General features: G+C 52.9%; 17 protein-coding genes. 5 read left to right on the forward strand and 12 right to left on the reverse strand.

Annotated features, from left to right (window positions below):
• Positions 1-271: 271 nt before the first annotated feature.
• Positions 272-2,371, forward strand: coding sequence for an FUSC family protein (locus tag LBW88_RS04155; protein ID WP_224928374.1), 2,100 nt, complete (start codon positions 272-274; stop codon positions 2,369-2,371).
• Here the strand turns inward: LBW88_RS04155 and LBW88_RS04160 are convergent.
• Entirely contained in the window at positions 2,356-6,957 is a 4,602-nt protein-coding gene (locus tag LBW88_RS04160) for an ATP-dependent helicase (protein WP_224928371.1), read from the reverse strand. The genes LBW88_RS04155 and LBW88_RS04160 overlap by 16 nt on opposite strands.
• A gap of 112 nt (positions 6,958-7,069) precedes the next feature.
• On the opposite strand from LBW88_RS04160, the gene LBW88_RS04165 reads away from it, so the two are divergent.
• Complete coding sequence (locus LBW88_RS04165; protein WP_414004062.1) at positions 7,070-7,621, forward strand: YbhB/YbcL family Raf kinase inhibitor-like protein; 552 nt, start codon at positions 7,070-7,072, stop codon at positions 7,619-7,621.
• 36 nt (positions 7,622-7,657) lie between these two features.
• Here the strand turns inward: LBW88_RS04165 and LBW88_RS04170 are convergent, their stop codons facing one another.
• Both LBW88_RS04170 and LBW88_RS04175 read right to left on the reverse strand, forming a co-directional pair.
• Positions 7,658-9,088, reverse strand: coding sequence for a purine-cytosine permease family protein (locus LBW88_RS04170; RefSeq protein WP_224928368.1), 1,431 nt, complete (start codon positions 9,086-9,088; stop codon positions 7,658-7,660).
• A gap of 207 nt (positions 9,089-9,295) precedes the next feature.
• Complete coding sequence (locus LBW88_RS04175) at positions 9,296-9,574, reverse strand: VF530 family DNA-binding protein (protein ID WP_224928365.1); 279 nt, start codon at positions 9,572-9,574, stop codon at positions 9,296-9,298.
• A 109-nt stretch (positions 9,575-9,683) separates the two neighbouring features.
• Here LBW88_RS04175 and LBW88_RS04180 point away from each other — a divergent pair, with 109 nt between their 5' ends.
• Positions 9,684-9,992: a hypothetical protein gene (locus LBW88_RS04180; RefSeq protein ID WP_224928362.1), complete on the forward strand. Its 309-nt coding sequence runs from the start codon at positions 9,684-9,686 to the stop codon at positions 9,990-9,992.
• A 3-nt stretch (positions 9,993-9,995) separates the two neighbouring features.
• Here the strand turns inward: LBW88_RS04180 and LBW88_RS04185 are convergent, their stop codons facing one another.
• Positions 9,996-10,655, reverse strand: coding sequence for a DUF1345 domain-containing protein (locus LBW88_RS04185; RefSeq protein ID WP_224928359.1), 660 nt, complete (start codon positions 10,653-10,655; stop codon positions 9,996-9,998).
• Positions 10,656-11,050: 395 nt separating this feature from the next.
• Between LBW88_RS04185 and abiEi the strand changes: the two genes are divergently transcribed.
• Together abiEi and LBW88_RS04195 are read left to right on the forward strand one after the other, a co-directional pair.
• Positions 11,051-11,596 (forward strand): type IV toxin-antitoxin system AbiEi family antitoxin, encoded by a 546-nt coding sequence (abiEi, locus tag LBW88_RS04190; protein WP_224930242.1) that lies wholly within the window; start codon positions 11,051-11,053, stop codon positions 11,594-11,596.
• Positions 11,580-12,497, forward strand: a complete 918-nt coding sequence (locus LBW88_RS04195; RefSeq protein WP_224928356.1) for a nucleotidyl transferase AbiEii/AbiGii toxin family protein — start codon at positions 11,580-11,582, stop codon at positions 12,495-12,497. The genes abiEi and LBW88_RS04195 overlap by 17 nt, the downstream gene beginning before the upstream one ends.
• A gap of 368 nt (positions 12,498-12,865) precedes the next feature.
• On the opposite strand, the gene LBW88_RS04200 is transcribed toward LBW88_RS04195, so the two are convergent.
• From LBW88_RS04200 to LBW88_RS04235, 8 genes are all read right to left on the reverse strand, one after another.
• A complete protein-coding gene (locus tag LBW88_RS04200; RefSeq protein ID WP_224928353.1) occupies positions 12,866-13,036 on the reverse strand; it encodes a YlcI/YnfO family protein in 171 nt (56 codons plus the stop codon).
• Between the two features lie 114 nt (positions 13,037-13,150).
• Positions 13,151-14,794, reverse strand: coding sequence for a thiol reductant ABC exporter subunit CydC (gene cydC / locus LBW88_RS04205; protein WP_224928351.1), 1,644 nt, complete (start codon positions 14,792-14,794; stop codon positions 13,151-13,153).
• Positions 14,791-16,551, reverse strand: a complete 1,761-nt coding sequence (cydD, locus tag LBW88_RS04210) for a thiol reductant ABC exporter subunit CydD (RefSeq protein ID WP_224928348.1) — start codon at positions 16,549-16,551, stop codon at positions 14,791-14,793. Before cydD ends, cydC begins: the two co-directional genes overlap by 4 nt.
• Before the next feature lie 6 nt (positions 16,552-16,557).
• Positions 16,558-17,607 carry a cytochrome d ubiquinol oxidase subunit II gene (locus tag LBW88_RS04215; RefSeq protein ID WP_224928345.1) on the reverse strand — a complete coding sequence of 350 codons (1,050 nt, stop codon included), beginning with the start codon at positions 17,605-17,607 and terminating at the stop codon, positions 16,558-16,560.
• A gap of 15 nt (positions 17,608-17,622) precedes the next feature.
• Positions 17,623-19,065, reverse strand: coding sequence for a cytochrome ubiquinol oxidase subunit I (locus tag LBW88_RS04220; protein ID WP_224928342.1), 1,443 nt, complete (start codon positions 19,063-19,065; stop codon positions 17,623-17,625).
• Positions 19,066-20,037: 972 nt separating this feature from the next.
• On the reverse strand, positions 20,038-21,108 hold the full coding sequence (locus tag LBW88_RS04225; RefSeq protein ID WP_224928339.1) for a 4-oxalomesaconate tautomerase: 1,071 nt from the start codon (positions 21,106-21,108) through the stop codon (positions 20,038-20,040).
• A complete protein-coding gene (locus LBW88_RS04230) occupies positions 21,105-21,827 on the reverse strand; it encodes a 4-carboxy-4-hydroxy-2-oxoadipate aldolase/oxaloacetate decarboxylase (protein WP_224928336.1) in 723 nt (240 codons plus the stop codon). Before LBW88_RS04230 ends, LBW88_RS04225 begins: the two co-directional genes overlap by 4 nt.
• Complete coding sequence (locus LBW88_RS04235; protein WP_224928333.1) at positions 21,824-22,561, reverse strand: PIG-L deacetylase family protein; 738 nt, start codon at positions 22,559-22,561, stop codon at positions 21,824-21,826. Before LBW88_RS04235 ends, LBW88_RS04230 begins: the two co-directional genes overlap by 4 nt.
• Positions 22,562-22,643 lie beyond the last annotated feature (82 nt).

Raw genomic sequence — 22,643 nt, forward strand, 5'->3', positions numbered from 1 at the left:
GGGGTTATTTGGAAAAGTGTGATCCAGAACACATTTATCTGACTGATGACAAGTCTTGGATCAATAGGCTTATAAATCATAGAGATTCTGTAAATGGATATGGATTTATTGCCTTGACCATTAGTAACCCTTAACAATTATCCTGATATTGATTGCCAGCCAATATCACCAAATTTGATGCTGTAACAATCTGACATATTTATCGCCGTGAGTAGATTGAATATTCTGGCAGGATACGCCGCACTTAGTGCCGTCTGGTCTCAATACTGTCATGCAGTGGTTTACAAAAAACACCGTTTTTTTTGCTGTAAAAACCTGTCTGGCTGCCTTTCTGGCATTGTACTTTTCACTCGAACTCAACCTGGATAAACCGGCCTGGGCGATTACCACGGTCTTCATCGCTTCCCAGCTTTATTCTGCGTCCACCATTTCAAAATCATTGTTTCGTATGCTCGGCACCTTGCTGGGCGGCGTGTTTATCTTCTTTGTTTTTCCCGTTACCGTTGAACACCCATTACTTTTCAGCTTCATCATTTCGCTGTGGGTGAGTGTGTGTCTTTACCTTTCGCTGCACGATCGCACACCGAAAAGCTATGTGTTCATGCTGGCAGGCTACAGCGCCGCAATCATGGGTTTTCCTGAAGTCATGACGCCGTTGTCGATCACCAATACCGTGTTATCCCGTATTGAAGAGATCGCGGTCGGTACAGTGTGCAGCAGTCTGGTGCACGCACTTTTGTTTCCGGTATCGATGCGTAGCTTGCTGGAGCAGAGTGTCAGCCAGTGGTATTTGAATGCCCGCAAGTTGTGCCACGATTTGCTGTCAGGCATTTCTGGCGATAAATCTCCTGAGCGCGATGAAATTCTGACGCGTATGGCGACTAATCCACAGCAAGTGGAAATTCTGATTACGCACTGCGTCTATGAAGGCGATGCGGCGCGGCGTTTGATTCGTCTGGTCAGCGTGCAGTATCAACATCTCTCTTATTTGATCCCCACGCTCACCGCGATTGAGCTGCGCCTGCAGCGATTATCAGCGCTGCAGATTACCTTCCCGGACAACGTCGCGGTGGCGTTCCGTCTGTTTTTGCATTGGCTAAACGATGGCGAAGCCGTCGGGGAGACCAGCGGTATACAGTTGGAATTAAGTCGTTGTCAGAATGATATCAATCAAGCCTGGCGTAACGGGGAGTTACCGATTGAGCACTGCCTGCTGTTTACCGGTTTACTGGAGCGCATGGCGGACTTTGTGCGCATTGCGGGTGCCTATCAAAGCGTCGGCGGGCTGGTCAGCGATCTCTCGGGCGACACCACGCCCGCCCGCGGCAAACGCACCCATCGTTTCTACGACAAAGGGTTGATCAGACTTTCTGCATTAACCGCCTTTTGCGCGATTTTTGGTTCCTGTTTACTGTGGATTGGCACGGGTTGGCACGATGGCGCTTCGGCACCGGTGATGGCCGCCATCCTGAGTTCACTTTTTGCCAGTATGGATACGCCACTGACCTCAATGAAATTGTTTGTGCGCGGCGTGATTGTGGCCATCTTTATCAGCGTGATTTATGTGGCGCTGCTGTTGCCGCAGGCGACCTCATTTGAAGCACTGATTATTTGTCTGCTGCCGGGCTTATTGATACTGGGCCTGATGATTGCGCGCCCCTCAACCAATATGATTGGTATCAGCGTTGCTATCCAGATTCCTGGTTTTATCGGTTTAGGCCATCATCTCAAGCCGGATCTGGTGTTGTTGATTAACAATGCGATTGCCTCGCTGGCTGGCGTGCTTTTTGCGGTGATTGTGACCGTGCTGATGCGCAACAAACGCCCCTCATGGACGGCGCGGCGCGCGGTACGTCAGGGGTTACGTGAGCTGTTGCGCTTCATTAAAGAACTTGAACGTACCGGTTCATCGCTGCTGGGCAGACAACGCTTTATCAGTTTGATGCTGGATAAAGTCAACGTGGTACTGCCGCGTTTACGACTGGATCCACAACCGGATATGTCGACTGCCGGAATGTTATTGACGGAAGTGTGGCTGGGCGTGAACAGTTTTGATTACTACGCCCGCCATAAAGATCTGCTGGCAAAACATCAGCTGGACAGCGGACAGATGTTTCACGAGTTGGCCTTGTTCCTGAAGCGTCGCCTGAAATCGCTGCAAACACCGCCTCATCAGGATTTACTGGACGAACTCGACTGGCTGCTGCTGATGCTGGAACGGCTGGCAAAACAGGATGACGGTTTGCTGACGCCGCTGTTCCATCTGTTCAGCATCCGGCTCTACCTGTTCCCGCAGCAACCGTGGCCCGTTGCTACGCCGCGCCAGCTGGAGAGGATGCAACTACAGGATTATCGTCAGCGCGCCTGGTAGCCGTCCCAGCTGTAGCCTTTGGGTACGCGGGAGAAACCGGCTTCTTTTAACGCGGTGAGCAGACTGGATTGTCCGACAGATTGATCGTTAATGCGCTCGAGGATGAAATTAAGGTGCTTCTCGCGCTTTAATGCCTGGCCCAGCGCTACCAGCGCGGCATGAAGGTCTTCGTCGCTATCCTGCGCATCAAAGGTCATCAGCTCTTTACCGCCAGGTGGAAGGTAAAGCAGCACGTGCCCACTGGCGATCACCACGAAAGCGCCCGTGCGGCGCGTGGGTTTGGCTCCGGTGATACTGAGCGGCCATGGCAGTGTTAAACCGTAGGGGTTCGCGGGGTCAACTGCAGATACGACGACGTGAGCATGCCGCACTGGCTTGCCCGCATCGAGTTGACGCAGTCGATCAATAGCAGGGTTATCGGCAAACTGTGCCGCGCCCATGCCTGCAATGAAACGCCCGCGCAACAGTCGGCCGGCATCTTCCATCCCGCGCAGCACTGGTTGCAACGCCGGAAAGCCGCCGGGGATCTGCTCGGCGATAGCGGATCCCCGCGTGATGACACCAAATCGATCGAGCATATTTTCTGCTAATGCCAGCGCGCGTTCGGTGTCGGCAATCGGCTGGCGAGGGATCAACGACCAGCGACCGGCCATGGTGTTCAGTGATAAACGGGGTTCTGCGGCGCGACTGGCGTTAAAACTGGCGCGACTGTGCCGTCCGTGGCGTGCACGCACAGGGCGCGGTTTGGGTGTGATGGCCATTTGGCTAAGATGTCGCAACGCCGACCAGGTATCGATGGTGAGGACTCCGCGCCAGATCAGTTGCCAAAGAGCCTGATAAACGTCCGTTGGATCAATCATTTCTCCGTTATCCAGGCTTTCGGTTATGCGCGGGAGCAGCTGCCTGACGAACCAACCCGCGCCATCCTGCATCAGCGCCAGTAAGTACGCCTCAATGGGTGACAACGTCACTTGATTATCTAAAGCAGGGATTGTTTCGCTGGCGAACTCAGTCAAATGCAGGGAAACCAGACCGTCATGCACGTTTGATGAAGTATGACCGACCCAAATCACTTCTCCCGATGAAAACAATTCATCCAGCATCGCAGGCTGATAATCCCGAACGCGTGCAGGGAAGATTTGTGATTCCCACAATGATACTGGCAGCACCACGCCCGCCAGTTGTTCAATGACTCTGACCACGCCATTCAGCCCTGAGAAGGCGCCTTGTGTCTGCCGGGCGCTCGCATCACTCAACAGCCCCTGACGCTCAAGCAGAAACGCCACATAGGCGGCCGGTACAACGGGTTGAGTCGCGTCGCGCGCGGACTGTAACGACCGCACGCGCAAGCGGCGGAACACGCTTTCGGCTGCCCACTGCGCGGACTCATCAGGTTCGGGGGACAGAAAATCGCCTTTAAACAATTTATTTTGCTGGCGAAGTTGTTCCAGAGCTTCATCGACAACGGCGCGTCCGAGGCCAAAACGTTGGGCTACCTGCAAACTGGTAAACACCGCATGCGTGCGTGCGTAGCGCCCCAGCAGATCATGCAATGGGCGGTTAACCGGTTCGAGCAGTGCAGCAGGGAGATTGTCAGGCAGAGCGCAACCCAGCGCATCATGCAGACGTATTGCATCTTCAGCCACCGTCCAGCACGCGGTACCCGCAATGTTTACATTGATGATTCGCTGCACCTGCTGCAGGGCGAGCAAACCGGGCTCAAGCGGGTCATCGCCCGTAAAACGGGCGGCAAGTTCTTCGGTTGATAGCGGACCCAGCTCGCGCAGCATATCTATCAGAGCTTCAATACTGCGCGCCTGATACTCCGCCACGGTACGCTGCAATTCCTGTTCAACACGCGCAATCACTGCGGGTTCCAGCAGTTCGCGCATATCCACCTGGCCCAGTAAATCACTCAGCAGATTGCTGTCGAGTGCCAGCATCGAAGCGCGCCGTTCCGCCTGAGGCGCATCGCTGGCATACATAAATTCGGCGACGTAACCAAACAGCAGCGGTGCGGCAAACGGCGAGGGTGTTTCTGTCGTGACTTCGGTTAACCGCACGTCACCCTGATGGATACGTGCCATCAAATGATGCAGTGCAGGCAGGTCGTAAACGTCCTGCAAACATTCGCGTGCCGTCTCAATCAGGATGGGAAAGTCTGCAAACTGACGTGCCACCTCGAGCAATTGGCCTGCACGCAAACGTTGCTGCCAAAGCGGTGAACGTTTACCGGGATTGCGGCGCGGCAACAGCAGGGCGCGGGCAGCACATTCACGGAAACGGGCGGCAAACAGCGCCGAATGCCCAACGGATGCCGTCACGACGCGTTGCAGTTCATCGGGCTCGAACAAGAAGAGCTCGGCACCGGGCACCCGGCCTTCGCTATCGGGGAAACGTGCCACGATGCCATCATCGCTGGCGACCACGGCTGGATCGATGCCCATGATGCGCCCAATGCGTTCCGCAACCGCCAGCGCCCAGGGTGCATGCACACGCTGGCCATATGGCGAATGAAGGATCAGACGCCAGTCGCCGGTTTCATCCCGACAGCGCTCAATCAACAGGTTGCGATCGGTTGGCAATTCGCCCGTTGCCTGAATTTGTTCTGCGATCAGGCTTTTTATATTGTGTCGGGCATTAGCGTCAAGACTGTCGCCGGGCAGTGACGCCTCATTACTGGCGTGTCGTAAATAGCCACCAATCGTTTCACCGAGTGTCGCTGAACGGCCAAGGCTGTCGCCATGCCAGAATGGCAGACGCGCTGAACGGCCCGGCGCAGGCACCACCACAACCTGGTCATGGGTGATTTGCTGAATACGCCAGGATGTCGCGCCCAGGGTAATGATGTCGTTAATTCGCGACTCATAGACCATCTCTTCATCCAGTTCCCCGACGCGACGTGCGCCCGTCTGTTCTTCACCTTCGGGAAGCATAACGCTGAACATCCCACGATCCGGGATGGTGCCGCCGCTGGTGACGGCCAGATGCTGCGCGCCAGGCCGCCCGGTGAGGGTATTGTTTTGTCGATCCCAAATGACGCGGGGTCGCAGGTTGGCGAACTCATCGGAAGGATAACGCCCGGCTAGCATATCCAATACGGCGTCAAATGCGTTACGCGGTAACGTTTTGAACGGTTCTGCGCGCCGCACCAGCTCAAACCAGCTGTCGATTTCCAGGGTGTCCATTGAGGCGGCGGCGACCGTATGTTGCGCCAGCAGGTCCAGCGGACTGTGTGGCAGGGTAATCGCATCAAGTTCACCTGCCATCATTGACTCGACGATAACTGCCGCATCCACCAAATCGCGGCGGGTACGCGGCCAGATGATGCCTTTCGGCGTGCCACCGACCTGGTGACCCGCGCGCCCGACGCGCTGGAGCGCACTGGCAACCGAAGGCGGTGCACCCACCTGGATCACCAGATCGATATCGCCCATATCGATCCCCAGCTCCAGACTTGATGTGGCGACAACGCAGCGCAGTTCTCCCGCTTTGAGCGCGTTTTCAATTTCCAACCGTTGCTCTTTGGAGACAGAACCGTGGTGGGATCGGGCCAATAAGTCATCCGGTGTGATATTGCGTTTTTCCGTGCCGGCGGTAAAAGAACCGTAGGCAAAGGATGCTTCTGGCGCAGGGGGCTGTTCTCCCAGGCGGCGCATATAGAGTTCATTCAGTCGCGCAGTGAGTTTTTCAGCCAAGCCGCGAGAATTGGTAAACACCAATGTGGCGCGATGGCGTAATACCTCATCCAGAATCCCGGCTTCAATATGTGGCCAGATGGAACCGGCAGAGAGTGTGGCATCCTGAACGGAACGGCTATCGGGGCGCTGCTGGATATCCGTCATATCTTCAACGGGTACACGGATGGTGAGCTGCAATGGACGCTGTGCGGCAGGATTAACGATCAGCGTTTCGCGACTCCCGCCAAGAAACTGTGCGACGGCTTCCGGGGGTTTTACCGTGGCGGAGAGACCGATGCGCTGCGCAGGGTGCGCGAGCAGTGCATCCAGCCGTTCAAGACTGAGCGCCAGATGCGCGCCACGTTTACTGCCCGCCACGGCATGTACTTCATCAACAATCACGGTGGAGATGCCGCTCAGCGTGTCGCGAGCTTTCGACGTCAGCATCAGGAATAAGGATTCGGGCGTGGTGATCAATATGTCAGGTGGACGGCGCTGTAATTTTGCCCGCTCGCTGCTGAGCGTATCGCCTGAACGCATGCCCACCTCAATCGCGATCTCCGGTTCACCGAGTTTGCGCCGCTCGTCAGCCACTCCCGCCAAAGGTCGTTGCAAATTGCGCTGAACATCCGCCGCCAGTGCTTTGACCGGTGAAAGATAAAGAATGCGCGTCCTGTGGCTCCGCTCAGGCAGTTCTGCGCCACTGCGCTCACGGAACAGGGCATCAATCGCATAAAGAAATGCCGCCAGCGTTTTACCTGAACCGGTAGGCGCAATCACCAGGCAATTTTTACCGCTCGAAATGGCTCGCCAGGCTTGCTGTTGAGCGGGCGTCGCTGCTTTAAAAGTGTGGCGAAACCATTGCTGCGTGGCGGCGGTAAACAACGCGAGTGATGAGGCTGGCATCCGATGCTCCTGCGTTTCAAAGAGGGCTTTCAGCAGTGTAGTCTGCGGCATGATTGTGATCAGGTTATATACTTGATGTTTTGGCTGATTTTTTCATCAACAGGAGTGAGAAATGATGATGTTCAAACGCGCACTATTATTGGCGCTGCTTCCGGGAACCGTACTGGCTGCCCCGGTATTTACGCTGCAATCATCGGATTTTAACGACAGTGCCATGCTGGATAAAACCTTTGCGGGCAACAATAAAAGTAACCCGTCATGCACTGGCGACAATGTGTCGCCTGCTTTAAGCTGGTCAAATGCGCCGGCCGGCACCCGCAGTTTTGCGCTGATGCTCACCGATCCCGTGGGTGGCAAAGGCTTAGGCGTGACGCACATGGTGGCCTATAACATCGCGGCGGATCGCACGCAGTTTGCGCAGGGCGAGTTAACTAAAGGCGAAGGTTATACCGGCGGTAAGAATTCGCCAGGCACCACAAGTTATTATGGTCCTTGTCCGCCGGTGGGAAGTGGTATGCATCATTATAACTTCGTTATGGTGGCCACAGACTTGCCGGTGAATCAATTACCTGCGGGACTTACACATGATGAATTGATTGCCAAATTGAAAGGTCACAGTTTGGGTGCCGCAACCCTTGTCGGGCGTTTTACTAACGATAAGTAAAGAGAACGGCCGCCTTAGACGGCGGCCGTGACAACGTCACTCAGCAGGGTAGATTGACCTTTCCAGCGTCCCGCGTCGATCCCATCTACGCGCGGCTAACCACATTAATGCGGTGGCAAACCAGCCAATAATCCACGACACATCATTACCGGCAAATATCCAGGTTAATGAGCCATGGCGCAGCGGATTATCAATAAAGGGCAGTTGCACCATCACGCCGAGGCAATACACCACAATCCCAACCCAGTTCCAGCGGCCGTATCGGCCATCAGGCTGTGACAGCGCCGGAATATCCACGCGCCCTTTGGTGATCAGATAGAAATCGGTGAGGCTGATTGCGCTCCATGGGACAAAGAAAGCGAGCAGGAACAACAGGAAATGGGTAAACGACTTGAGGAAGGCAGGCTCACTGATCAGGGCGATAATGCAGGCAATCGTGACCATCAGCACCACAAACAAAATACGTCCGCCTCGGCTGAGGGACGTTTGCTGACGAAAGCCTGACACGATGGTGGTGAGTGACATAAAGCTGCCGTAGGCATTCAGAGTCGTGAAAGTAATCTTGCCAAAGCAGATGGCGAAGTAGATCACCATCGCCATAGTGGCGCTACTGCCCAGACCAACGATATATCCCACTTCATTACCGGAAAACGCTTTTCCGGCAATTGCTGCCACAATGACGCCCAATGTCATCGAGGCTTGTGTGCCTAATACAGTGCCGAAAAACACCGAACTGAACAGCTTCTTCGCCGATACGTTAGCAGGCAGGTAGCGCGAGTAATCAGAAACATACGGGCAAAAGGCTATCTGCCAGGAAGATGAGAGTGAAACGGCCAGCAGGAAGTTGGCGATAGTGAAGTGCTGATTCTGCCACACCGCCGATAAATCATGCGTGGAAAGCAGGGTGATGAACAGATAAGCGAAGGCCAGCACACCGATCACGCTCGCCACTTTTCCCAGCTTGTGAATCACCCGGTATCCGAGCACCGCAATCACCACAATGATGGCGCTAAACAGGATCATACCCATCGCGTTGCTCACATTAATCAGCTTTGCCAGTGCCTGACCGGCCAGCACGGTGCCGCTGGCCGAAAATCCGACATACATAATGCATACCAGCACCAGCGGGATCACCGCACCAAACACACCAAACTGCATGCGGCTGGTGATCATCTGCGGTAAGCCAAGACGCGGGCCCTGAATGGCATGCAACGACATAATGGCGGCACCGATAATCTGGCCCACCAACAGACCCACAAGCGACCACACCACATCGCCGCCCAACACTACGGCGAGAGCACCGGTAACAATAGCGGTAATTTGCAGGTTACCGCCAAACCAGAGTGTGAACTGGCTGAAAGGGTGGCCATGACGTTCGCGGAGCGGAATGTAATCGATTGATCGGGTTTCAGACAGGCGCTGGTTTTCTGTGCCTGAATAATCGGCTGCAGGTGATTCGGCTGACATAGTTTCCTCGCTGAAACAATGAACGCAGTGCGTTATGTTATTTTTTGTTTATCTGTTGTGATGGCATTAGGCGATACATGTATATACATGTATCGATATTGTCACGCGATAAACGAAGTTACAAGGCAGCCGGTCATTGGAAATTGTGATGACGCTGGCAAGGTTGTCATCAAAATGAAAGGGCGAGGAGAAGGTTAGCCGCTGTGTTTATTTTTGGCCCTGAGTCCAGGGGTTAAAATCGCTATCTACCGAATCTTGTTTGGTGGGTTCCTCGAGAGAGTCGAGGTAGAGTGCTTCCACTTCAGAACGTGCCCATGGCGTGCGGCGCAGGAATTTGAGGCTGGATTTTACGCTAGGATCGCTTTTGAAGCAGTTGATATTGATAAGTTTACTGAGTTCGACCCAGCCATAACGCGCCACTAACGCATTAATAATCATTTCCAGCGTCACGCCGTGCATGGGATCTTTAGAAGAGTGAGTGGTCATGTTACGTCCTAATTTGCAGGCGGATGATTGGCGGGCAAGATTACAAGAAAGCCGCGCCGGCAGCAATGGTGTAGACTTGAGCTTAGCCATTTACTGAGGAAATAACGCGATGAGCGATAAGAAAATGATTTCAATCGACCAGTTTAATGAAGCTGAGCGAATTGAAGTGGATGAAATCTTCAAAGGGTTAATGGAAAAACATCGCCAGCGCAGTGGTAAAGAGCCTGATGCGAAAAAAGAGAAAGAATATACCGCAGATGCGCGTCAGCAAGTCATGACCATTAAGTTAGCCAAAGAAAAAGCCAAAGCGGACAAAGCGAAAAAGACACCGACGCGCCGTAAGAAACCTGAAGCGCAGTCTGCCAGTGAGGTCAGTGACTTCAACTGGTCCGCAACCATTAATAAAGGGCGTCGCTAAGCGCTAACTCAGCAATCCGGCCCCCACATTCACCGACAATCCCAGAATGGCCAGATTGAAAATAAACGAGATCACCGATTGCAGCAGCGCCAGCTTACGCATTTCGGTGGTGCCCGTTGCCACATCAGCGGTTTGTGATGCGACTGCGATGGTGAATGAGAAATAGAGAAAATCCCAGTACGCCGGTTCGTCCGGTTTTTCTGGGAATATCATCGGTGTGACATCCTGACTACGCTGCAAGTAATGTTGATGTGCGTAATGCATGGCGAACGAACTCGGCAGTAATGCCCATGAGACAATCAACGTCATGGCGGTCAGCAGCAGATGCAATACACGCGGTGTGCCGGTGAGATGTTTGAGAGCCGGAAGCTCACTCATGATCGCCACGATGCTGATCATGCAGGCCACAATGACCATGCCAAGAACCAACGCAGCGCTCTGATCTTGCATCTGAGCGATACGCTTGATTTCACCTGCATCGGTACGCAGCATGCGAAACCAGATAAACCACAGATAAAGCCACGCCAGCACATTCCAGCCAATCAATACGCGTTGCAGTTCTCCCAATTTTACAGGCAGCAATAAATAGCAGACAACACCGGCAACAATCGAGATCAATAGACGCAGCCGCGCGAACAGATGTGTGGTGAGAGAAAAGGGCATGATGTTGTTTTTTATTGAGGTTTGAATCAGTTAACTGTAGTTGATGGCAGGAAAAACGCCTGAGCTGACGGCTGAGAATCCTATCGAAATCAGACGCGCTGACGGGTTAAAAGTTGACTGAAAGCAATATTGGCTGACGTCGCTACGTGAATTCTGAGATTACGCGTGTGGGATTGCTACTGATTATTGACGTAGCGATGCCTTTTTTTGTCGGTATTTTAAGCGATTCATGGAGGTTGAGGTGAATACCTCAGTGATATTAAACATGAGCATCGACTATCAAGTAAGTCTACATGAAGGCTACACATATGGTGTTTTCATGTGCACTTGACGTTTTGGATGTGATTATGTTTACATATAAGTCATCTTTTATTGGCCTTTGTGTAGACTTAATTATGAACAGAATGACGGCTATTATGCAGCTGAACCTGTTTGATAAGAGAGGACGCTATGTCTTTACTCTTCGGGATTTAGCCAAAATTTTTTTTGAAGATAGCGCGAAAACCCTTAAAGCAGGTTTAAATCGACTAGTAAAAGACGGCATCCTTACACGTGCTATTCGAGGCGTTTATGTTTACGCCTTAGCCAGAAGTAAAGATGCCTACACGCTTGAAAGGGTGGTATTGGCGCTGCGTAGAGGGGAATACAACTATCTCAGTCTGGAATCAGCGTTATCTGCTTATGGTGCTATCTCACAGATTCCAATGAGCAGAATTACAGTGATGACCACTGGACGTTCTGAAGAACATAAAACGCCCTATGGCGTCATTGAGTTTACGCACACCAAGCGTTCTCCCGAACAGATTTTGCAAGACACATACATCGGTGACTCGCCTTTACGTCAGGCAACGATGAAGACAGCACTTAGAGATTTGCGGCGGGTAGGGCGTAACCTGCATCTGGTCGATACAACGGAGCTCCAGAATGAATCAGAGGGTTAATTTTGCCGATTTGGTGGGTCAAGCCATGGAGTCAGCTGAACTTGATGGTATGCGAAATGTGGTTGAGAAAGAGCTACTGCATTACGACATTCTATTTTGCCTGGATAGAGAAGGATTACTGCAGGACCTTACATTCCAGGGCGGTACCTCATTGAGGCTGTGCTATGGCGGCAATCGCTTTAGCGAAGACCTTGATTTTGCAGGTGGAATTGGTTTTTCTGGCACGGATCTTAAAAATCTTAAAAGCTGTATCGAGGATTACCTTGGCACTCGGTATGGATTAGAAGTTGCGGTGAAAGAACCCGCTGAGTTAAGGAATGAACCCGGTTACGAAGAGATTCGAATTGATAAATGGCAGGTGTCAGTAACCACAGCACCAGAAAGACGAGATATGCCGAAACAACGTATCAAGATCGAAATCGCTAATATTCCTGCATATACCAGAAAGCCGTTGTCATTGACACGCAATTACAGCGTTTTGCCTGATGGTTACAGCGATACGCTGGTTATGTGTGAATCTCTCGACGAAATCATGAGTGATAAGCTCATCTCATTAGCTGCAACCACCAGGTATATTCGTTACCGCGATTTATGGGATTTGCCTTGGTTACTACAGCAGAATGCTGTTTATGAAATTGATTTAGTGAGGAAAAAAATTAATGACTATAAGATTCCTGACTATGAAGCGTTGCTGTCACAACGTATCCAAAGCGTTGGAACAATCGTAGGTGATGGACGCTTTTACAATGAGATGAAAAGATTCCTGCCACAGCAGGTTTTTGACCGGACATTAGGGCGCAAGGAATTCATCACTTATGCGAGCGAGCGGTTATTGTCGTTACTCGTATCGCTGCAGAATGAGTTGAGCGGTAAAGCCCAGGATGAGCCATTTACGATGTGAACGGCTGAGAAGTGAAGACAAGTGAGAAACGGAAGTCGTTTACGTCAGTACGGGGCATTAGCAATTTAGTGCAACGCAATCAAATATCAGTAGGAGATAGCCCAGCGCAGTCTGGAGTGCGCCTTCAGATGCCTTATTTAACATAATATACATTATGCGCCCTTTGATTATCTGGCTAACTTAAGATGACCGCCTCGAATATGCCTGTGTTTTGTTGAGCTGAATATGCTGTGTTGCGTTCTACTGGCGCTGCTGTTTCTAGCGCGGAACACTTATGTGAGATGAAATTTGAAGGATTTAAACCAGATTGGATTTCCCGTCTGCAACACGCCAGCGAAGATGACCTGCCACTGACGGGAAATTGAAAACTACTTCTTTTCGTTGCCTGCATCCCGCGCTTTCAAACGGCAAGCTTCAACTACCCAGGCTGAGAAGTTTTGAATGTTTTCGCTCTTCATACTCTCTTCGATCTGATCAATCAGCAGATGTGGGAAACGAATATGCTTTCGTCGGGTTTTGGAGTTTGTCATTTTATCCATGGTGATCCCTGGTCAGTTATCTCACAAGTTTTATTATTGTATTGATTAAGCATCTGCTCAGATTGACCCTAAGCAGATGTAAATAAACCAAAAAACAGATCCCTGCTCTTGTTATTATCTGTCGAGCAGTAACCGACTATCCGCTAGAGAAAGTGGCTGAATCTGATGGGTCACCAGCAACGTGGTTTTACCCTTAATGAGTTCTTTCAAGCAGTTAAGTACCAATTCCGTATTCACTGCGTCTAACCCTTCGGTGGGTTCATCCAGCAGTACGATCGGCGCGTGGGAAAGATAAGCGCGGGCAATCCCAATCCGGCGGGCTTGACCACCAGACAGACGCCCTCCTAACTCGCCCACCAGGGTATCGAGCCCCAGCGGAAATGCACGGACTTCTTCGTCTAAGGCAGCACGTGCCAGTGCATCCCATAATGTCTCGTCATCCGCATCCGGTGAAACCAGCCGCAGGTTGTCTCGAATCGACGCGTTAAAGAGATAGGTTTTCTGGCCAACCACCGAAATCATCTGACGCAACGTATCTTCTGAAAGCGTCCTGACCGGGCGACCACCAATAGACACATCTCCAGCTGTTGTTTCCCAGAATCCTTGCACCAGATTCAGTACGGTAGTTTTACCCGCTCCGCTAGGTCCCAAAATCGCCAGACAATGGCCGACGGGCACGGTAAAGCTCAGCTTATCCAGTACCTTAGGCGCATCAGGCGTGTAACGCATTGTCACAGCAGCAAATGATAATTCGCTGCTTTCCGGTATCGGGCTGGTTTCAGGCAAGACGATCGCCGGTGTCAACTCCGTCATGGAGAACAGACGGCGTGCCGCTTCACGCGTAGTGCCGAGTGCAGCAAAGGCAGCAGGCAATCCAGCCACCGCTTCAGTGCTCGCCAGTATGGTGAACAGCAACATCACGATTTCACTGGCAGAAATGCCGCTCGCGTGCCCGGTGTTGAAGAGCAGGATAAACGCGAAAAATAACCCGAGCTGTCCCATTAAGGCGCAGATCGCCCCGCCGCTGGCGCTGATCCAGGCTTGCCGACGCTGTGCGCTGATCAGTTGCTGAGAAAGCTGGCGCAAATGATCGGTTTGATGACTAACGGCGCCGACCATCTGTAACTCTGCTAATCCACGTACCAAATCGGTGGATGCAGCCTGAACGGATGAACGCACGGTGGCAATCTGGTTGCCACTGGCTTGCGTCAACGATGCCACAATCCATGGCACAACCACGCCCGCAAGTATCAACACCACGGCATCAATGATTGCCACTGAAGGTGAGAACCAGCAAATCCCGGCCAAAATAATCAGCGCCGAGATCAGCCCTGCAATCGCTGGGGTCAGAATGCGTAGATAGAAGTTGTCGAGGCTGTCAATATCAGCACGAAAACGCGCCAGCACATCCCCATCACGGAAATCCTGCAGTCGCGCGGGCGCAAGATCCGCTAACTGCTGATAGAACCAGACGCGTAAAACCGACAACAAGCGCAAGGTTGCGTCGTGCGTCACCAGTCTTTCCAGATAACGCGCGAAGGTACGTAATACCGCGAGCCCACGAATCGCCGCCGCCGGAGTGAAAAACTCCAGAGCCAGTGAGCCTACGCCAGCCAGCGCCATGGAAGTGATGAACCAGCCGGATAAGGCGAGCAGCGCAACGTTGGAGAGAATCACAATCACAGAGAGCAAAATCCCCACCGCCATGCGTAAACGCCATGGCCGCGCCAGGCGCAGGAGATGGCAAAGATCATTCATGCGAGATCTCCTTTTTGCAGGCGTTCGAGTTCCGCGAATACGCCAGCGTGGTCGCGCAATGCCTGCGGCGTCCCCGATTCAACCACCCGCCCTTTCTCCAGCACGATGACTCGGTCAGCCGTAGCGGCGATCTCCGTATCGTGGGTGATGATCAAGCGTGCGCTATCCGGTAATGAGTCACCCAAAGCGGCAATCATCTTCTGTGCCGTCTGGCGATCCAGCGCCACAGTGGGTTCATCGAGAACCACTACGGCTGGCGCACTCAATACAGCACGTGCCATCGCAATACGCTGAATCTGCCCACCGGACAGCCCTTTTCCACCGTCGCCCAGGCGGTAATCATATTGCGCCGGCAATGAATGGATAAACGTGTCAGCCTGAGCCAGCTGTGCCGCTGCTTCAACCTCCGCCTGGCTGATACCCGAACGCGACAACAGGATATTTTCAGCAATCGAACCGGCAAACAGAGTGGGCCGCTGCGGGAGCCAGCCAATCTGCTGCTGCCATGCGGGAAGATCTAATGAAGAAAGATCCTTGCCATCAATGACGATGCGCCCTGAGTTGGGCGAGATAAAGCCCAGTAGCATTCGCGATAAGGTGGTTTTACCGGCACCGCTGGTGCCGACGATTGCCAGTGTTTCCCCGCTACGCAAAGTAAAGGAAACATCCGTGACACCGCCACCCTCTTCATACTGGTAGCTAACGCCTTCGACGTTGATTTCACGCGGTTTCGCCGGAAGCACGTCATGACCCTCTGGCGATTCAGGCGCTTCCGCATTCAGGATCGCCAGTAAACCTTCCGTCGCGCCAATCGCATCCATACGGGCATGGTAATGCGTGCCCAAATCGCGCAGCGGACGGAAAAATTCCGGTGCCAGCAACAAGGCAAACAGCCCTGGCAGAAAGCCCATCTCGCCATAGAACAGACGGAATCCCACATACACCGCCACCATTGCGGTGCTGATGGTGGCAAAAAATTCCAGCACCAATGATGAAAGGAATGCCAGTCGCAACACCTTCATGGTGGTCTGGCGATAGCTGTCCGAGATCGCCGCGATAATGTTCGCTTGCCGACGCGCCGCATTGCTCTGACGTAATGTTGTCAGGCCAGCAATCACATCAAAGAAGTGCGCACTCATCAGGCTGAGTTTGTGCCACTGCTTCAGGCTCATTTTCTCCGCGCCCTTTCCTACCACGATCATGAACAGCGGCACCAGCGGTGCGGTGATGAGCATGATCAAGCCGGAAACCCAATCAAAAGGAAAAAGCGCCACCAAAATGGCAAGCGGCACAATGCCGATGATGATTTTTTGCGGAAGAAAACCGGAAAAATAGGCTTCGATAGCTTCGACGCCTTCGCCAAGCGAGCTGGCGATACTGCCCGTACGTTGATTCTGGCTCCATGCCGGACCCAGTGTGGCGATGCGGTCTAACAACATGCCGCGCAGACCCTGGCGGATGCGCGCGGACGCTTCGAATGCAAAGCCTTGACGCAGGATATCGATACCTGAGCGCAGTAACATCACAACCGGCAGCAATAAGAGATATGGCAACAGCGCAGTGAAGTTTTTACCGCCGAGGACAGCGTTACTGATCAGCCAGGCTAACAGCCAGCACTGTGCAATCATCAGTATGGCATTGAGCGCCGCCATACTGATGGACAGTGAAAATAACCCGCCCGCCTGGCGACGCAGGCTCGAAAGCCAACGTTCTGCCAGGCGGGCAGCTATTCTACCAGGAGGAGAGCTAGCAGACATGATGTCTTAGTGACCCCCGTGACCAACCAGCTTGGAGATACGGCCGCGGAATACCCAGATCTGATACCAGTTGTACATCAGCATTACCGGTACAAACCCACCCATGGTCATGGTGAAGGTAATCAGCGAAACCTGTGGACTGGCGCCCGCCCAGATGGTCCAGGTGCCTGGCACAATCCATGGGAACATGGTCAGCAGCATACCAAAGCCCAGAATGAACGCAGCGCCATTGAACCACAACACCGCGGCGAAATCTTTGTCCTTCAGGGTGTCACGACGAACCTGGTCGATACACACCAGCGCAATCAGACCAAACAAGCCCCAGATCCAGAAGTGAGGACCAAACCATTTCGTACGTGCCCAGTCAAAGATCACTGCACTCCATACCCAGGTAATCACCACGGCGGCGATGGCTAGCCAGAAAATTACCGCGGTCCAGCGAGCAGCGTCCTGACGAATCGGTTCGTTTTTCTCGAAGCGAGCACGCACGAACAATACGCCAGCCAGCGTCATGGCGACACAAGAAGCCACACCGGTCCAGATGGAGAAAGCGGAGATGAAGTTAAATGCGCCACCCACGTAGGTCGGAACACCCTGTGCAGGAGAATCCATCTGGAAACCTTGCAGCAATGCGCCCACGCACATTCCACCAAAGAAGGTGACGGCGAGGCTGGCGACGCCGAAGATGCCGTCTGAGAACTTCTGCCAGAATGGCGAAGCCAGATGACGGAACTCCAGTGCCACGGCGCGGGACATAATGCCCCAAAGCACCAGCGACATCGGAACCATCAGGTAGCTAAAGGCCGAACCGTACACAAACGGGAAGGTGCCGAACATAATACCGCCGGCGACAATCAGCCAGGTTTCATTGGCATCCCAGGTGCCGGCCATCGCCGACATAATGGCACCGCGCTCGTCATGGTCGCGGACGAAGAGCGAGAAGATCCCCGCCCCCAGGTCGGCACCATCCAGTGCGATATATAAAAGAACGCTGATACCAAATGCTAACCACCAGGCGATGATCAGGAAGTGCTGAGTCGAGTTAAGCATGTCCATGGATTTCTTCTCCCATCAAACCGGACGGATATATTCAGGATGGTCAGCATGACCACTGGCAGGCATATCAAGGTGACCTAAATGCTCGTGCCCTTCGCCCGGTATTTTGCTGGTCAAATCTGGTCCCATACGCACCACTTTTGCCAGGAACCAGATGGTGCCCGCCACCACAGCGGTTTCAAAGATAGCGAAGCCCACCAGCCAGAAGATCGCCAGACCCATGGTCATCGGGCTCATGCCGTCTTCGGTGCGCATCAGGCCATATACGATCCATGGCTGACGGCCAATTTCGCGCGTCCACCAGCCCGCAATCACTGCGATATAAGGCAGGACTACCATGATAACGGCCAGCGCCAGGAACAGCTTATTGCGCGGAGCCAGCTCAGTGGTCATGCGACGACGTGCAATCAGCCAGACGCCCCAAAGGCTAACCAGCAGCATGGCACCCGCAGCACCCGACATGGCGCGGAAGGCGTAGAACGGTAATACCACAGGCGGTTGCTGATCTTTCGGGAAGCTGTTCAGGCCCGTTACCGTACCGTTCCAGGTTTTGGTTTCAATCAGGCTTAAACCGTGCGGAATGTCGATTGACCATGCGAGGCCGGTGCCTTCTTTGTTTGGCCAACCCAGGATGTGCCAGGCACTGTTGACGTTACCCGCAGAATCATAGGTATCGTAGTGCCCTTCCATCGCTGCCAGCGCGGCCGGTTTATGTTCCAGCGTGGCTTCACCCAGCACGTCACCCATATAGATCTGAACGGCGGCAACCACGGCCAGCGCCATCAGTGAATACTTCAGCGGCTTCAGGAACAGATCAACATGACGCTGTTTCAGGACATACCAGGCGCAGGTGGCCACCACGAAGCACAGCGAGAGCTCGAAGCTCGCCAGCAGCATATGCGGGAAAGCACTGCGCGCATTCGGGTTAAACAGTGCGGCCAGCCAGTCGGTCACAATAAAGATGCCGTTATGCAGCTCAACGCCAGTCGGTGTCTGCATCCAGGAGTTAGCCACCAGGATCCACATCGCAGAAAGCGTCGAAGAGAGCGCCACGTTAAAGGTCGCAAACAGGTGCATCCCTTTACTGATCTTGCCCCAGCCAAAGATCATCAGTCCGATAAAGCCGGCTTCATACATAAAGGCAGTGATGGTCTCATAGCCGAGCACCTGACCAAAGAACGGGCCGGCAGCCTGCGAGAAGCGGCCATAAAGAATACCAAAGGCCATTTCCATGGTGACACCGGTTGCCACGCCAGCACCGAAGTTAACGATAAACAGCTTTTCAAAGAAGCGACACAGGCGATACCACTTCTCATCTTGCTTCCTGACCCACATCAGTTCAGAGATGAACAACAGTGCAGCCAGTCCAATGGTTAGCGGGGGAAAAATGATGTGAATAGATGAAATTAGCGCGAAGTCAATACGCGTGATCAGCGATGTAAGATCGTTACTTAACATGACTATCTTCTTTTTTTGAGTGACCGAGTTAGTTAACGGCAATCCAGCGCCGTTTCACATGTTATGGAGTGAGATGAAGCAAGCTCGTGCATAACAAGTTGAAATCGGTACCGCACTGTCGTCTTTCTCTTAACTACGAGCAACAACCACAGTTTATTTTCCAGACAGGTGACGACTGGAAAATAGGATATTCACTTCGGCGTTCGTTCCGGAGAAAGAACGGGGAAAATAAATCATGATTGTTAACGAAATGTCTGTCGATAACACTTGCAGGCGTAGGTATCGACACGGCTCGTAATAAGAATTTTTCTGTAAATTATTCTATATTTTCGTTTACACAAAGGCATCCTAATTAAAGGGGTAACTTGTAACAAAAAGAAAAAATTCGCTGTATAAATGAATGATTTTCATGTGAATTAAATGTAATCAGGCAGTTAATTTATGAATAATCTTTGATTTTTATCAACTTAATTCAAGGTTTTAGCGGGGTTTTGAGCGTTAATCATGTTGCATTGAAGGGAGAAATCATCAGCGTTCATCCCGCAATGATGCGATTATCTTATTATTTAGCAGGGTTACAATTACCGTAGACATACGGTCAACATCAATAATACGGAATTTTAACAAGCATTGAGTTATTGTATTTTAATAACAGCTCGAGCGATTTAATTTAACAAACAAAAAACAATTATCACTTTCAGAACACTTAATTCCTGCGCCTTTAAATCTTTAAAAATCTCGCTATTAAATATACCGACTCGTAACATTAAAGACACACCGTGCGCACACTTGTCACATTAATAATGAATTAGCCGACATTAATTTAAGGCAAATAAGGGGCTGGCCAGGCAGTGTGAGTGGAAGCATGAAGTTACGCGTGGAAACGAAGAGTTTTGCGAGCGAATGGAAAATGCCGGCAACCCATAAAGTTGTCAGCACAGGAGAACGTCAGCGTGCAGGGTATTTCGTGTTTTAGCGTGAGGCTGGAATGGCGACCCGTCCGTCAAATAACAGTCGTGCCGTGCGTATCAAGCCGCTTTGCGTCACCTTCCCTGCCTCATCACAGGTCAGCATCACGCTAATCTCGCCGCTGGGATGCTCTACCGCCAGACGCTGCTGCCTGGCATCGGTAATCTGCGCGATTCCCTGCGTCACGGAACCGGGGATCAGGCAGGCTGTGGCCACACTCACCGCACCCAGTACACCAATAGAAGCGTGACAGCGATGGGGAATAAATGTCCGCGTGGAGAGTGCACCGCCATTAGCGGGTGGCGCAATCAAAGTCATTTTCGGCACGGTTCGTTTGGTCACATCTCCAAGGTTCATCAGCGGACCGGCTTGCAGGCGGATGGATTCCAGACGGGCTTTTAACCCGGCGTTGCTTTCCAGCTGCTCGCGGGTTTCCTGTCCAGTGCATCCCACATCCTCAGCACGCAGGATCACCACGGGCATACCGTTATCAATGCAGGTCACCTCAATCCCGTCAAAACGATTACGCGCCTCTCCGGTCGGCAACAGCGATCCGCAGCTGGAACCGGCGATATCCTCGAATTGCAGAATTTGCTCTGCGCCAAAACCGGGCACGCCGTCTATCTGCGTATCGCCCTGATATTCCACCATGCCATCAGGCGTGGCGAGTTGCGCCACCGCGATTTGCCCGGTGTTGACCATAAAGATGCGCACGCGCGTGATGTCATCCTGCGCGCTTATCAGGCCTTTCTCTATTGCAAAGGGCGCCACCGCGGCAAGGATATTGCCACAGTTCTGTCCATAATCGACCACCGCTTTATCCACGTTAACCTGTGCAAACAGGTAATCGACATCCGCATCAGGCCGCGTCGAAGGTGAGATAATCGCGACTTTGCTGGTCAGCGGATCGGCTCCGCCAATGCCATCAATTTGACGGGGATCCGGTGAACCCATGACGGCCAGCAACACGCGGTCTCGCTGCGGTCCCGCTTCCGGCAGATCGCTGGCAAGGAAACAGGCGGCTTTAGAGGTGCCGCCTCGCATCAACACGCAGGGTATCAGCGTCTGTTTCATAACGTACTCTTTTGCAAGGCATCCAGTGAATCGACATAGCGCAATCCCTTCTCCGCTAATGTGCCACGCATCTGATAAATATCCAGCCCAAGTTCCCCGGCAGCCAGTCTTACTCGTTTACTCTCCTCATTGGCGACCCGCTGTTGGGTTGCCTTGGCAACGGTGTTCGCATCCGCTCGCGGCACAATCACCACGCCGTCGTCATCGGCGACCACAATATCGCCGGGATACACCAGCTGGCCGGCACAGATAATTGGCACGTTCACCGAGCCCAGCGTGGCTTTTACCGTTCCCTGAGCAAACACCGCTCGCGACCAGACCGGGAAACCCATTTCACGCAGGGTCTGGCTGTCACGGATACCGATATCACCCACCAGCGCCACTACGCCGCGCGCTTTAAGCGAGGTGGCCAGCAGATCACCGAAAAAGCCGTCATGGCAATCCGAGGTCGGCGCCACCAGCAGCACATCGCCCGGCCGACACTGTTCCACGGCCACATGAAACATCCAGTTATCACCGGGAGAAACCAGCACCGTGACGGCACTGCCGGCGATCGAGCTGCCCTGCTGGATCGGCCGTATCCGCACATCAAGCAGACCTTGCCGCTGTTGCGCTTCGTGGACGGTCGCCACTCCGGCGTGAGCAAACTGCGCAATCAGAGCAGAATCGGCCCGCTCAATCTGCGTGACAACGATGCCTTTCTGGTTCACCGCGATCATGAGAGATCCTCCGTTACCCGTGGGAACAGGCTTTGATAGCCTTCGCCGTGGGTGATGACACGCGTCGAAGCAATCCCCGTATTACGTTTGGCCTGAACACCGCGCTGCAATGCCACGCGGGTGTAGTATTCCCACAGGTGTTCCTGACCGGCCATACACTGAATCGCCTGGTATTTCTTTTCCCAAACCGGGGTGATATCCAGCAGCACATCCGGTTTCCACAAGCATTGTTCAGGTTGATGCGGTTCAAAACAGTAAACCGGCGGTGCGCCGATAATCGGTTCTCCCGGACGATACCCTTCTGCCTGCGCAATGATGCGCGCTTCCTGCGTAAGATTTGCCGCCAGTGGATGATCGTAGTTATAAGGATCGGCAATCGAGTGCGTCAGAACAAAGTGTGGCTGCACGCGGCGAAACACATCGGCCAGGCGGAACAGCGTTTCCTTATCTGCGCGTAGGGGATAATCGCCAAGATCGAAGAACTCAATGCTCGCACCTAACACATCCGCTGCCCGTTCGGCCTCGGCCTGTCGATGCTGCTTCACGGTCTGCTCGGTCATGTTGCCTTTGCGCCACAGTTTTGCCGACTCACCGCGCTCCCCGTAAGAGAGGCAGACAACGTGTACGTCATAGCCGCTCGCACTGTGTAAAGCGATGGCACCGCCTGCGCGCCAGACAAAGTCAGCTGAATGGGCACTGACCACCAGAGCACTCTTTTTCACTGCGTTTTCCATTGTGTTCCCCTTCTGTTGCGTTTTTTTCATCCTGACACGCAGCATCCAGGCCGAATAATGCCTTTCATTGTACGAGCTATGA

It is taken from the genome of Pantoea sp. alder81 (assembly GCF_020179835.1).
In the GTDB taxonomy this organism is placed as follows: domain Bacteria; phylum Pseudomonadota; class Gammaproteobacteria; order Enterobacterales; family Enterobacteriaceae; genus Pantoea.

Excerpts from the sequence above, each read along its gene's own strand:
- LBW88_RS04155 (WP_224928374.1), top strand. The coding sequence starts at position 272 with ATGCAGTGGTTTACAAAAAACACCGTTTTTTTTGCTGTAAAAACCTGT.
- LBW88_RS04160 (WP_224928371.1), bottom strand. The coding sequence starts at position 6,957 with ATGCCAGCCTCATCACTCGCGTTGTTTACCGCCGCCACGCAGCAATGG.
- LBW88_RS04165 (WP_414004062.1), top strand. The coding sequence starts at position 7,070 with ATGATGATGTTCAAACGCGCACTATTATTGGCGCTGCTTCCGGGAACC.
- LBW88_RS04170 (WP_224928368.1), bottom strand. The coding sequence starts at position 9,088 with ATGTCAGCCGAATCACCTGCAGCCGATTATTCAGGCACAGAAAACCAG.
- LBW88_RS04175 (WP_224928365.1), bottom strand. The coding sequence starts at position 9,574 with ATGACCACTCACTCTTCTAAAGATCCCATGCACGGCGTGACGCTGGAA.
- LBW88_RS04180 (WP_224928362.1), top strand. The coding sequence starts at position 9,684 with ATGAGCGATAAGAAAATGATTTCAATCGACCAGTTTAATGAAGCTGAG.
- LBW88_RS04185 (WP_224928359.1), bottom strand. The coding sequence starts at position 10,655 with ATGCCCTTTTCTCTCACCACACATCTGTTCGCGCGGCTGCGTCTATTG.
- abiEi (WP_224930242.1), top strand. The coding sequence starts at position 11,051 with ATGAACAGAATGACGGCTATTATGCAGCTGAACCTGTTTGATAAGAGA.
- LBW88_RS04195 (WP_224928356.1), top strand. The coding sequence starts at position 11,580 with ATGAATCAGAGGGTTAATTTTGCCGATTTGGTGGGTCAAGCCATGGAG.
- LBW88_RS04200 (WP_224928353.1), bottom strand. The coding sequence starts at position 13,036 with ATGGATAAAATGACAAACTCCAAAACCCGACGAAAGCATATTCGTTTC.
- cydC (WP_224928351.1), bottom strand. The coding sequence starts at position 14,794 with ATGAATGATCTTTGCCATCTCCTGCGCCTGGCGCGGCCATGGCGTTTA.
- cydD (WP_224928348.1), bottom strand. The coding sequence starts at position 16,551 with ATGTCTGCTAGCTCTCCTCCTGGTAGAATAGCTGCCCGCCTGGCAGAA.
- LBW88_RS04215 (WP_224928345.1), bottom strand. The coding sequence starts at position 17,607 with ATGGACATGCTTAACTCGACTCAGCACTTCCTGATCATCGCCTGGTGG.
- LBW88_RS04220 (WP_224928342.1), bottom strand. The coding sequence starts at position 19,065 with ATGTTAAGTAACGATCTTACATCGCTGATCACGCGTATTGACTTCGCG.
- LBW88_RS04225 (WP_224928339.1), bottom strand. The coding sequence starts at position 21,108 with ATGAAACAGACGCTGATACCCTGCGTGTTGATGCGAGGCGGCACCTCT.
- LBW88_RS04230 (WP_224928336.1), bottom strand. The coding sequence starts at position 21,827 with ATGATCGCGGTGAACCAGAAAGGCATCGTTGTCACGCAGATTGAGCGG.
- LBW88_RS04235 (WP_224928333.1), bottom strand. The coding sequence starts at position 22,561 with ATGGAAAACGCAGTGAAAAAGAGTGCTCTGGTGGTCAGTGCCCATTCA.